The organism is Halorubrum sp. FL23 (assembly GCF_052439115.2).
GTDB classification, from domain to species: Archaea; Halobacteriota; Halobacteria; order Halobacteriales; family Haloferacaceae; genus Halorubrum; species Halorubrum persicum.
On sequence record NZ_JBQVRO020000002.1, the window covers coordinates 343,577 to 355,071 of the forward strand.

Annotated in this window: 10 protein-coding genes; 5 read left to right on the forward strand and 5 right to left on the reverse strand. The window is 66.4% G+C overall.

Annotation, left to right across the window (positions count from 1 at the left end; translation table 11 throughout):
- Positions 1-42: 42 nt before the first annotated feature.
- Positions 43-1,335: a hypothetical protein gene (locus ACT4MF_RS03945; protein ID WP_444681796.1), complete on the reverse strand. Its 1,293-nt coding sequence runs from the start codon at positions 1,333-1,335 to the stop codon at positions 43-45.
- Positions 1,332-1,985, reverse strand: coding sequence for a hypothetical protein (locus tag ACT4MF_RS03950; RefSeq protein ID WP_099255613.1), 654 nt, complete (start codon positions 1,983-1,985; stop codon positions 1,332-1,334). The genes ACT4MF_RS03945 and ACT4MF_RS03950 overlap by 4 nt, the downstream gene beginning before the upstream one ends.
- Before the next feature lie 251 nt (positions 1,986-2,236).
- On the opposite strand from ACT4MF_RS03950, the gene ACT4MF_RS03955 reads away from it, so the two are divergent.
- From ACT4MF_RS03955 to ACT4MF_RS03965, 3 genes are all read left to right on the forward strand, one after another.
- The gene (locus ACT4MF_RS03955; RefSeq protein WP_099255614.1) at positions 2,237-3,589 is read left to right on the forward strand and encodes a ribonuclease J; all 1,353 of its coding nucleotides are present in this window, start codon (positions 2,237-2,239) and stop codon (positions 3,587-3,589) included.
- Complete coding sequence (gene idsA3 / locus ACT4MF_RS03960; RefSeq protein ID WP_099255615.1) at positions 3,586-4,632, forward strand: geranylfarnesyl diphosphate synthase; 1,047 nt, start codon at positions 3,586-3,588, stop codon at positions 4,630-4,632. Before ACT4MF_RS03955 ends, idsA3 begins: the two co-directional genes overlap by 4 nt.
- An 88-nt stretch (positions 4,633-4,720) precedes the next feature.
- The gene (locus ACT4MF_RS03965; RefSeq protein WP_444681797.1) at positions 4,721-5,647 is read left to right on the forward strand and encodes a DMT family transporter; all 927 of its coding nucleotides are present in this window, start codon (positions 4,721-4,723) and stop codon (positions 5,645-5,647) included.
- 101 nt (positions 5,648-5,748) lie between these two features.
- On the opposite strand, the gene ACT4MF_RS03970 is transcribed toward ACT4MF_RS03965, so the two are convergent.
- Positions 5,749-6,105, reverse strand: coding sequence for a hypothetical protein (locus ACT4MF_RS03970; protein WP_144050476.1), 357 nt, complete (start codon positions 6,103-6,105; stop codon positions 5,749-5,751).
- Positions 6,106-6,204: 99 nt separating this feature from the next.
- On the opposite strand from ACT4MF_RS03970, the gene ACT4MF_RS03975 reads away from it, so the two are divergent.
- A complete protein-coding gene (locus ACT4MF_RS03975) occupies positions 6,205-7,446 on the forward strand; it encodes an RNA-guided endonuclease InsQ/TnpB family protein (RefSeq protein WP_444681831.1) in 1,242 nt (413 codons plus the stop codon).
- A gap of 307 nt (positions 7,447-7,753) precedes the next feature.
- Here the strand turns inward: ACT4MF_RS03975 and ACT4MF_RS03980 are convergent, their stop codons facing one another.
- Together ACT4MF_RS03980 and ACT4MF_RS03985 are read right to left on the reverse strand one after the other, a co-directional pair.
- Entirely contained in the window at positions 7,754-8,545 is a 792-nt protein-coding gene (locus ACT4MF_RS03980; RefSeq protein ID WP_444681798.1) for a hypothetical protein, read from the reverse strand.
- 172 nt (positions 8,546-8,717) lie between these two features.
- Complete coding sequence (locus ACT4MF_RS03985; RefSeq protein WP_444681799.1) at positions 8,718-9,185, reverse strand: peroxiredoxin; 468 nt, start codon at positions 9,183-9,185, stop codon at positions 8,718-8,720.
- Positions 9,186-9,264: 79 nt separating this feature from the next.
- Between ACT4MF_RS03985 and ACT4MF_RS03990 the strand changes: the two genes are divergently transcribed.
- Entirely contained in the window at positions 9,265-11,445 is a 2,181-nt protein-coding gene (locus ACT4MF_RS03990; RefSeq protein WP_444681800.1) for a histidine kinase N-terminal 7TM domain-containing protein, read from the forward strand.
- The last annotated feature ends 50 nt before the right edge of the window (positions 11,446-11,495 follow it).

An 11,495-nucleotide genomic window follows, 5' to 3' on the forward strand; every position in this document is an offset into this window, starting at 1 on the left:
CCCGGAACGCCCCCGAGACGAACGCGAACCGACGGTGGTCGTTCAGTCGAGCCGCTCGCGCACGAACTCGGTCGCGGCCGGCACGGCGCGGACGTACAGGTCGGCGTAGGTCAGCTCCGCCTGCGCTCGGCCGGGCGATCCGTACCCCTCTTCGATCCGATCGGCGGCGAGCGCGACCGTCTCCACGGCTGGACGAACGAACCGGATCGCCAGCGGATCCCCGCCGCCGGTCGCCTCGCGGACGGCCTCGCGGACGCGTTCCGAGGTGGACCGAATCGACGAGGCGGACGGTGCCTCGCGGTACCCGCCGTCGCGGATTCCGGAGTTGACCGCCCGGGACGCCTCGATCGCGGCCAGCGCGGTACCGGCCTCGATCACGGCCGTGGCGTACGTGCCGCGGTCGGTCGCCTCCACGGTGTCCTCGACCGCCGACTCGACGCGCATGTCGGTCATGGCGATCAGCTCCTGTGCGACCGTTCCGCTCAGGTCCTCGTCGCTCGCGTCCGCTGGCCCGCGATCACCGCGCAGAACGCTCCCGCGGGTACGGTTCACGGACGCCTCGAGCCCGTCCGCGGCCGCGACGAGCGACGTCCACCGCGAGGTCGCGTCGTCCCGTCCGCCGAGGTGCGCCTCGCGGATCGCGAGGGCGTCTCCGATCGCCGCCCGTGCGCGCTCGACGGCGCCGACCGCCTCGCCGGCGCGAAACGGCTCGGCGACCGGATCGCTCGGGTACGTCTCGCGGGGGCGGACGTGGCGTTCGCACTCCGCGAGCAGCGACTCGATCGGCTCGTACGCCAGCACCGCCGTCGCCGGCGATCCGGCTCGGTACGTCAGGTCGGCGGCGAGCGCCGCGCGCTCCTCCCGCACCGCCTGCCGCTGCCGGGCCACGCTCGCGCCGTCGTCGCCGCCCGTGGCGGCCCGATACGCACCCCGGACCGCTGCGGCGTCCTCCCGGCGGCGGCGCCACGCGCCGAGCGCGTCGATCGGGGAGGGGCCGGTCGGGTCGCGATCCAGGCGACCGAGGGCCCGTTCGCGGTCGCGTTCGAGTTTCGCGACGACCGCGGCGTTCGGAACCGACGGGTCGGCCGGGACGGCGTCGAGCAGCTCGCGGGCGCGGCTCTCGTGTGCGTCCGCGATCGATCCCGGGACCGTCGCGGGAAACGGGGACGGGGGCCGCTCGATCGCCGCGATGTCGTCCCTCGAGAGCGACACCGGTGCCTCGTCGCTGGGCGACTCCTCGCCGAACGGGAGGCCGGAGCAGCCGGCGAGCGTCGCCGCGCCGGCCGCGCAGATCCCCGCGAGAAACCGACGCCGGGAGGGGTCCGACCGGGTCACGCGTCCCCACCTCCGTTAGCAGGGGCCACCGATCCGTTGAACACGGTCGGGAGGTCGGACCGTCGACACGAGCCGGACATCCCGCTCCCGCTCCCGGTGGAGCGGTCGGCCGCGACGGGGAGCCGGATCGCGAACCCAGCGGTGTGGATCGCGTCCGCGCTGCACTCGACGTCCGCTGGGCGGTAGGTCTGGCAGAAGTCGGCGCGGGGGTGGAGGTCGTCGTCCGCCAGTTCGTCGCGCTCGACGGCCACCGACCGGAACCGGATCTCGTAGCAGGCTTCGACGGGCATCGCGAGCAGGTACACTGACTCGGCGTCGAACTCCGTCTCGGCGCAGAACGACCGGAGCGTCTCGCCCGGGGGCGTCTCGGCGAATGTGAGTTCGGCGAGGTTCTCTTCGGCGACCAACACGCGCCGCGCGCTGCGGCGCTGGCGCGCCCGCTCGTCGGCGGACAGTTCCGGGAGCGCGTCGCCCGTAGTGACCAGCGCGCGGCCGTCTTCGTCGCGGACCGTTTCGATCTCGTAGTCGTCGATCGGCCGCTCTCGGTTCGGACGGCTGTTCGTCGCGGTCTCGCTGCCGGAACAGCCGGCCAGCGCGGCGATGCCGGACGCGGCTGCGAGGAGGGCGCGGCGGCGGGGAACGTCTGTCATCGGCGAGCCTTCGACCGAGAGGCCCAAACGCTTTGCGGGGCGCGGACGCGAGCCGGCGCGGCCGAACCCGGGTGTTTTTAATGTGCGCGGGAGTAGCGAGGGATACCACACTCCCGCGGGACACGGTGGGTCGACGACGTCGGCTCGGCCGTAGCGGGGCCTTCAACGACGCGCGGTAGGACGTAGCGCAGACGGCTCCTTGCGGGGAACCAGTGCCGGACGCCGATCAAGGGCGTTCCAACTCGACAATCATGGAAATCGAAATTGCGACACTCGGCGGTTACGAAGAGGTCGGTCGACAGATGACGGCGGTCCGAGCGGGCGATGACATCGTCATCTTCGACATGGGCCTGAACCTCAGTAAGGTCCTCATCCACGACAACGTGGAGACCGAAAGCATGCACAGCCTCGACCTGATCGACATGGGCGCGATCCCGGACGACCGCGTCATGAGCGAGCTGGAGGGCGACGTGCAGGCGATCGTCCCCACCCACGGTCACCTCGACCACATCGCGGGCATTCCGAAGCTCGCGCACCGGTACGACGCCCCCATCGTCGGCTCCCCGTACACGATCGAGCTGGTCAAACAGCAGATCGACGACGAGGGGAAGTTCCAGGTCGACAACGACCTCGTGAAGATGAAGGCGGGCGGCACGATGGCCATCGGCGACTCCGAGCAGGTCGAGATGGAGTTCGTCAACGTCACTCACTCGATCATCGACGCGATCAACCCGGTCCTTCACACGCCCGAGGGCGCCATCGTCTACGGCCTCGACAAGCGACTGGACCACACGCCCGTCATCGGTGACCCGATCGACATGGACCGCTTCCGCGAGATCGGCCGCCAGGACGAGGGCGTCCTCGCGTACATCGAGGACTGTACGAACGCCGGCAGCAAGGGCCGGACGCCCTCGGAGGCGTACGCGAAGAAGCACGTCGAGGACACCCTCACGTCGATGGAGGACTACTCGGGCGGCATCATCGCCACCACGTTCTCCTCCCACATCGCCCGCGTGAAGACCCTCGTCGAGTACGCCCGCGAGATCGGCCGTCAGCCGGTCCTCCTGGGCCGCTCGATGGAGAAGTACTCGGGCACGGCCGAGCGGCTCGACTTCGTCGACTTCCAGGGCGACGTCGGGATGTACGGCCACCGCAAGTCCGTCGACCGCGCGTTCAAGCGCATCATGAAGGAGGGGAAGGGGAACTTCCTCCCGATCGTGACGGGGCACCAGGGCGAGCCGCGCGCGATGCTCACCCGCATGGGCCGCGGCGAGACGCCGTACGAAATCGACGACGGCGACAAGGTCGTCTTCAGCGCGAGCGTCATCCCGGAGCCGACCAACGAGGGGCAGCGCTACCAGTCCGAGCAGCTCCTCCGGATGCAGGGCGCGCGCCTCTACGACGACATCCACGTCTCCGGTCACCTCCGCGAGGAGGGCCACTACGAGATGCTGCAGGCGCTCCAGCCCCAGCACCTCATCCCCGGCCACCAGACGCTGAAGGGTCGCTCGCCGTACGTCGACCTCGCGAAGTCTCAGGGGTACAAGCTCGGACGTGACGTGCACGTCACGCAGAACGGGAGCGTTATCCAACTCGTCGAATGACGAGCGAGACGAAGGAGGCGCGGGTGCTGGAGGCCATCCGCGAGCGGCGTGACCTCGTCAACGCCGCTATCGACGAGGAGCTGCCGGTACAGCACCCGGAGCGGCTCTACGAGGCGACGCGATACATCCTCGAAGCCGGCGGCAAGCGGCTCCGCCCGACGGTGACGACGCTGGCCGCGGAGGCGGTGACCGGCGCTGAGCCGATGAGCGCCGACTTCCGCGAGTTCGCGGCCCTCGACGGCAACACCGTCGACGTGATGCGCGCCGCGGTCGCCATCGAGGTGATCCAGTCGTTCACGCTGATCCACGACGACATCATGGACGAGGACGAGCTCCGGCGCGGCGTCCCGGCCGTCCACGAGAAGTACGACACCTCGACCGCCATCCTCGCCGGAGACACGCTCTACTCGAAGGCGTTCGAGTTCATGACGGAGACGGGCGCGGACCCCGCCAACGGGCTGGAGGCGATGCGGATGTTGGCGTCCACCTGCACGGAGATCTGCGAGGGGCAGTCGCTCGACGTCTCCTTCGAGTCACGCGACGACATCCTTCCGGAAGAGTATCTGGAGATGGTCGAGCTGAAGACCGCGGTCCTCTACGGCGCCTCGGCCGCGACGCCCGCCGTCCTGCTCGGCGCCGACGACGAGGTCGTCGACGCGCTCTACCAGTACGGGATCGACTCGGGGCGCGCGTTCCAGATCCAGGACGACGTGCTGGATCTCACCGTCCCCTCCGAGGATCTGGGCAAGCAGCGCGGCTCCGACCTCGTGGAGGGGAAGGAGACGCTGATCACCCTCCACGCTCGCCAACAGGGCGTCGACGTGGACGGGCTGGTCGACGCCGACACCCCCGCCGAGGTGACCGAGGAGGCCATCGACGACGCGGTGGCGGCCCTAGAGGACGTTGGGTCGATCGCGTACGCCCGCGAGACGGCCGAAGACCTCACGGAGCGGTCGAAAGAACACCTCGAGATCCTCCCCGAAAGCGGGTCCCGAGAGCTGTTGGCCGATCTCGCGGACTACCTGATCGTCCGCGGCTACTGAGTGGCCCGGCGAGTTGTCGCTGGGCGCCGTTCCGGCGGCGCCGTCCGCAACGAACACCGCTTTATCCCCGGTCGCCGTTCTCCCGTCCGTGTCCCGGTACCGAGACGTCGTCCTGTTCTTCACGCTCGCCTTCCTGTGGGGCGGCTCCTTCGTCGCCATCGAGGTCGGCTTGGACTACTACCCGCCCGTACTGTACGCCGCGTATCGGTTCGACGTGGCCGCGCTGGTGTTGGTCTCGTACGTCCTCCTCACCGAGTCGGGCCCGATCCCGCGCACGCGAGGCGACCTGGCCGCGATCGGCTTCAGCGGGGGGCTCTCCGTCGCCGCCAACAACTCGCTGCTGTTCATCGGCCAGCAGTACACGACGAGCGGTATCGCCTCGATCACGTACAGCCTCGTTCCGATCGCGACCGCCGCGGTCGCGGCCGCCTGGATCGGCGGCTCCGACCTCGACGCGCGGGGCACCCTCGGCGTGGTGCTGGCGTTCGTCGGCGTCGGGCTCGTCGCCCAGCCGGACCCCGCGAACCTCGCCGGGGGCGTCACGATCGGCGTCGGGCTCATCTCGGTCGGCGTGATGGCGGTCGCGGTCGGCAGCGTCGGGCTCCGCACCGTGGAGACGAGCTTCTCCAGCATCGCGCTCACGGGGTGGGCGATGCTGTTCGGCGCCCTGTTGATCCACGGGCTGAGCGTCGGACTGGGCGAAACGCAACAGCTTCCGGTCGCGGAGCCGCCGGCGGTCGGATCGCTTTTGTTCCTCGGCGTGCTGTCCTCGGCGGTCGCGTACACCATCTACTTCACGCTGCTCGACCGGCTGGGCGCGTTCGAGATCAACCTCGTCTCCTACGTCGTCCCGGTGGTCGCGACCGTCGCCGGCGCGGTGCTGCTCGCGGAGCCCGTGACGCCGCTGACGGTCGTCGGCTTCGCCGTCATCGTCACGGGGTTCGCGCTGTTGAAGCGGCACGCGATCGCCACGGAAGTGCCGCGGATCCTCGCTCGCGTCGGGGGATTATTCTAAGCCGTTTGGGCTTAGTTGCCACCCAGCAGCTGATCGGTCGTTGCGACCGCGCTGAATACGGCGCGCAAATCGGTCAGTGGTCTGTCCGCTGAGAGACAGAATTAGGAATCGCTCAGTACAGCTTTTATACTTATCACCGTAGATTCGGATGGCCTCACTGAGAGTTCGTGAACACCGTTAACTGTGATTGTACGCTCAAACGTCTGCTTCGTTTCGAACGCCTTTGAGAGAACTTCTTGGGAGTCATGAGATAGAGCAACTTCTCCACCAGACCCTTTCCGTATCCCAACGATGATTCTCACCGTATCGCCCTTCTGTAGGTCTAATTCATACGTCTGTTCTCGCTGTGTCGTGTCATCAACACGGACATTACCAGATTCTCCTATCACTGCCGAACAACCTCCGAGGACAGACACCACGGTCACGCTCGCCGCAGACAGATATGTTCTCCTGTTCATATATGTGATTTGGACGGGTGGTATAAAGGAGATGTCCAGAAACAAACAGACGCTTTAGCTAGTCATGCAGATACGTTCGCAGACAGAGTCTATAGGGTAATTCGGAATCAGTCGCAGGTGTCTGACGATCTTGATTCGCTCGGGTTTGCCGCCAGTAAACTCTGGAACGTCGGACGGTGGGTCTGTGATCGAGTGTGGTCAGCGATCGACCACATCCCGAATCACAACGAACTCACCGCGTACCTCAAGAGCCACGAACGCTATGGTGATCTGCATTCGCAGTCAAGTCAGCGAGTCCTTCAAGAACTCGCTGAGGCGTTCAACGGCTGGTACGGCAAACGACGTAACGGAGCCACGAAAGCGAACCCGCCTGGCTACCGCAAACACGGCACCGAACACCCGCGTTCGACGGTCACGTTCAAGCAGAAAGGCTTCAAACTCGACACACAGTACGATCGAGTCCGACTCTCGAAAGGATCGAACCTGAAAGAGTATTGGTCAGATGTTGTACTGTGTGAGTTCCAAACTCGCCCCGACGTTGACCTCTCCACCGTGGAGAACGTCCAACAAGTCAAGATTGTATGGGCGGGCGACGAGTGGGAGCTACACTTCGTCTGTAAGGTCAAAATCGACGTGGATGAAGCCCCTGGTGAGAAGACGGTGGGTGTTGATCTGGGTATCAACAACTTCGCCGCACTCGCCTATGAAGACCGCCACAGCGAGTTGTACCCGCTGAACTGCTTGAAACAGGATGACTACTACTTCAGCAAGCGAATCGCTCGGTGTGACGACTCGAACTCCGATCAGGCCACCCAGCTGAATCAGAAGAAGTCGGCCCGCCGCACCCACTACTTCCACACCCTCTCGAAGCATATCGTCCAGCGGTGTGTTGACGAGGAAATTGGGACTATCGTGGTGGGTGATCTCTCCGGCATCCGGGAGAATGAGGAGAACAGCGAGTCAAAGGACTGGGGTAAGCACGGTAATCTTGACTTGCACTCGTGGGCGTTCGACCGGTTCACAGACCTCCTCGAATACAAAGCTGAGATAGAAGGCATCACGGTTGAGGACGTGTCTGAGCGGGACACATCGAAGTCGTGTTCGTGCTGTGGCCGGAAACAGAAAGCCAACCGTGTTGAACGGGGACTGTATGTTTGCGATGAGTGCGGTACAGTGGCGAACGCAGACGTGAACGGTGCTGAGAACATTCGGCAGAAAGTATCTCCGACTCTCGCTACGGATAGCGATGATAGGAGTAACGGCTGGTTGGCACAGCCATCGACGTTCTTGTTTGACAAGGAAACTGGTGCGTTCGCACCTCAAGAACAAGTCACGTCGTAAACCACAATATCCCAACCCAACGGCACGGTGCTGTGGGAATCCTCGCGCTTCAGCGCGGGGAGGATGTCAATTCGAGATCGCCATCTACCAGTTTTGCTGTATAGCTCAAGCTCACCTCCTTCTGAACGAAGTGTTCAGGCTCTTCTCCAGTTTCCGTCATATACCCAAATTTCTATGAGCCCTTGTTAAACACTTGCTGGACCTCCGAGCTCAGAGCGAGATGAATACAGAGCTTGCTGACTACATCCTCTGTATTCGGCAAGCCACTCCGATCAATCGGCGGAGTTCGACAAAGTCAGAGGTCCGATCACCTCCGCTCCGTGGTGTTCGCCGCCAGGTCTCGAGCCGTCTCCACCCACTCGTGCTCCGGGAACGGAGCGGGTTCCACGCTGTACGTGTAGCGATACGGTCCCCCCTCCGCGTCCTGTGTGAGGTCGTACCCGTAGATGAGGCCGTCGTCGACGCCGAGTCGGAGCGTGCCGTTGATCACCGGTGCCCCTTGGGAGTCCGCACGTGTCCCGGTCGCTCGATACGTGATGACCGGGACGCCGTGATGAGTCGTCGTGTCGACCGCCTCCCACGCGTACGCGTCGAGGAGCGTCGGATGCCGACCGATGTTCGTGGGGGCGATCCGTCCGTACCGTGGGTCGTACCGATAGTACGCGTCGGTCGCGTCGTCGTGGACGAACTGGGGATCCGAAGCGAACTGCTCGCGCTGGTGCTCGGGAATGCTCTCCGCGGGCTGGCGGAACGCGTACTCCGTCCCGTTGCGATACACCGTGGCGTCGTGCCAGCGGTCGGCGACGATTTCTCCCGTCGTGGAGTTGATGTAGTACTCCCCTTCCACGAGTCGACGCTCGGGGGGTGCCGTGTAGCGAATCGCGTACGAGTCCCAGTGGTTCCGCGGCGTGTGCGTGAGGTTGGCGTCGCCGGCATCGAGAGCCGAGAAGTTGAGGCGATCCGCGTCGGCTCCGGGCGGATACGTCTGATCGGCCGCGAGGGGCCCGGACGGGCCAGACCACACGGTGACGACGGCGAAGGAAGCGACGACTACGGTGACGAGTATCAGCAGGCCAACGGCGAGGTCGCGTCGGTCCATGCAGGGGTAGACTCCCGCCGTCGTGTTATACGTACTTGACACTCAAACCGGGGCTTGTGTTATGCGGTGACGGGTCCCCATCGACGGTGCCGGCCACGTGCCCGTCATCTCGCAGGAGATCGTTGACTCCCCGCGAGAGATTCAACGGGAGGGACGCGCGTCGCACGCCGGTTCAGTCGTCCAGCGCGGCGATGTCGTCGAGAATCTCGACCGCGTGGTCCTCGGGGGAGACGCCCTCGTATGCGAGCGCAATCGTCCCGTCCGAGCCGAGCACGTACGTGTTCCGGAACACGCCGTCAAAGGTGTTGCCGAACATCTGCTTCTCGCCGTAGGAGTCGTACGCCGTCGCGACTTCGCCGTCGGGGTCCGAAAGCAGCGTGAACGGGAGGTCGTACGCCTCGGCGAACGGTTCGAGGTCCTCGACGGGGTCGTCGCTGATCCCGACGACGGCGATGTCGGCGCCCTCGAAGGCGTCCCACTCGTCGCGGAAGCTACAGGCCTCGGCGGTACACCCCGGCGTGTCTGCCCGCGGGTAGAAGTAGACGACCGTGTACCGCGCCGCGGACGGGTCGACGGTGACTGTGACTCCGTGGTGGTCGGACAGCGTGATGTCGGGTGCCGGATCGCCGGGGTTGAGCATACGTCCCGTGGTTTGGCCCGGGTATTAGGACGTTTGGTCCGGTTCCTTTTTATCTGGCACTGCCATGGAGATGGTACCGATGGAGTGGCAACCGACGCCGTACACGGCACCGTTGCTCGTGGCGGCGCTCGCCTCGTTCTCCTTCGCCGCGTACGCCCTCTGGAACCGGTCACGCGGAGAGACGTCGCTCGTTCGGAGCTTCGTCGCGGTCACGGTCGCCAGCGGGGTCTGGTCGCTGGCCTACGCCGCCCAGCTGTCGTCGGCGTCTCTCGAGGCGGCTCTGTTGTGGAACCGCTTCGTCTGGGTCGGGGTCGCGATGCTCGCCGTCGCCTGGCCGGCGTTCGTGTTCGCGTACGTCGGCTGGACGTCGTGGCTCCGACCGCGTCGCTTCGCCCTCCTCTGTCTCGTTCCCGCGGCCGTCGTCGGCGGCGTGCTCGCCGTCGGCGCCGACCCGCTGTTGTATACGTCGCCGTCGCTGGACGGCGCGAATGGGCTCCTCGTCCTGGAGTACCTGCCGACGCCGGCGCTCATCGGCTTTATCACGTACAGCTACGCCGTGAACCTGTTCACCTTCGGCGTGCTCGGCTACGCCGCGCTCGTCCGCGACGGCGTGTTCCGGCGCCAAGCCGCGCTGCTGTTCGCCGCCGGCGTGGCGCCGATGGCCGTCGGCGCCGCCGGAGTCATGGGGGTGATCGGCCCCATGTTCGTCGACCTCACGCCGGTCACGTTCGCGGTTACGTCCGGCCTGCTCGGCTGGGTCGTGTTCCGCTACCGACTCCTCGACCTCTCGCCGGTCGCCCGCGACGCGGTGTTCTCGAACATCTCCGACGGCGTCGTGGTCGTCGACGCCGACGGCCGCGTCGTCGACATGAACCAGCCGGCCCGGCGGCTGTTCCCGTCCGCCGCGATTGGCTGCAGCGTCGAGGAGGTGTTCGAGGACGCGCCCGGCGTGGCCGACCTCGTGTCGTCGACCGGCGCCGCCGGGGCGAGTCGGTTCGACCACGCCCCGGGAGAGCCGAACAGCGACCTCAGAGTGACCCTCGACGGGGATTCGGACCCCCGCTTCCTGACCGTCGCCGCCCATTCGATCGCCGCCGGGCGGCGGGGTGGCACCGGTGGGACGGCGGGCGGGACGGTCCTCCTGTTTCGCGACGTCACCGAGCGCGAGACCCTCCAGCGCCGCTACCGGGCGCTCATCGAGAAGTCGCCCAACGTCATCGCCGTCTGCGGAACCGACGGCCTCGTCCGATACGTGAGCCCGTCGATAGAGCGGCTGCTCGGCCATGCGCCCGCGGAGGTCGAAGGGCGGCCGGTCGTCGATCTGGTTCACCCCGACGACCGGCGGGAGGCACAGCGCGCGTTCGAGCAGGCCTTCGAGACCGACGAACAGCAGTCGCTCGACCACCGAATCGCGCACGCGGACGGGAACTGGCGCCAGTTCGAGACGGTGATCGAGCGCCTGTTCGAAGACACCGAAGAGGTGGTGATCACCGCCACCGACGTGAGCGAGAACCGGCGGTACGAACAGCGGCTCCAGGTCCTCAACCGCGTCCTCCGACACGACCTGAAGAACGACGCCAACGTCATCGGCGGGTACGCCGACGTGCTGCGCGACCACGTCGACGACGACGAGGGGCATAACTACCTCGACGTTATCGACCGGAAAGTCGAGACGCTGACCCACCTCAGCAACCAGGCCCGGGAGATCGACGTCGCGCTCCACAGCGACGGCGCGCGCGCGGAGATCGACCTGTCGGTGCTTGTGACGCGGCTCTGTGAGTCGCTGGAGTCGTCGTTCCCGGAGGCGACGGTGACCGTGTCGACGCCGGGCGCGGCAGTCGTGTGTGCGGACGAGCTGTTGGAGTCCGCGATCCGGAACGTGTTGGAGAACGCGGTCGTCCACAACAACGGAGACCAGCCGATCGTCGAGGTGTCGGTCGACCGTGACGACGACGGGTACCGGATCGCCGTCGCGGACAACGGCCCCGGGATCCCGCCGGTCGAGCGGAGCGTGTTCTCTGAGGCCCGCGAGACGGCGCTCGAACACGCGAGCGGGCTCGGTCTCTGGCTCGTCCACTGGATCGTCACCGAGTCCGGCGGGGAGCTGGAGATCCACACGCGCGAGCCGACGGGGACGCTGATCACGATGTGGCTCCCGACACCCAACGGCGCCGCCGCCGAAGCGGAGGCGGCGGCCGACGACGAATACGCGGACGGAACCGAACGGCAACCCGGACATCACCCGCGAGCCGACAACTAACGCCGCTCCGCCGACCGGCTCGGGCCCTTCGGGGAGCCGGCGACGCGCGC

What these genes read in the sequence shown, in the direction of transcription:
- ACT4MF_RS03950 (WP_099255613.1), bottom strand. Translation starts at nt 1,985, where the DNA reads ATGACAGACGTTCCCCGCCGCCGCGCCCTCCTCGCAGCCGCGTCCGGC.
- ACT4MF_RS03955 (WP_099255614.1), top strand. Translation starts at nt 2,237, where the DNA reads ATGGAAATCGAAATTGCGACACTCGGCGGTTACGAAGAGGTCGGTCGA.
- idsA3 (WP_099255615.1), top strand. Translation starts at nt 3,586, where the DNA reads ATGACGAGCGAGACGAAGGAGGCGCGGGTGCTGGAGGCCATCCGCGAG.
- ACT4MF_RS03970 (WP_144050476.1), bottom strand. Translation starts at nt 6,105, where the DNA reads ATGAACAGGAGAACATATCTGTCTGCGGCGAGCGTGACCGTGGTGTCT.
- ACT4MF_RS03980 (WP_444681798.1), bottom strand. Translation starts at nt 8,545, where the DNA reads ATGGACCGACGCGACCTCGCCGTTGGCCTGCTGATACTCGTCACCGTA.
- ACT4MF_RS03985 (WP_444681799.1), bottom strand. Translation starts at nt 9,185, where the DNA reads ATGCTCAACCCCGGCGATCCGGCACCCGACATCACGCTGTCCGACCAC.
- ACT4MF_RS03990 (WP_444681800.1), top strand. Translation starts at nt 9,265, where the DNA reads ATGGAGTGGCAACCGACGCCGTACACGGCACCGTTGCTCGTGGCGGCG.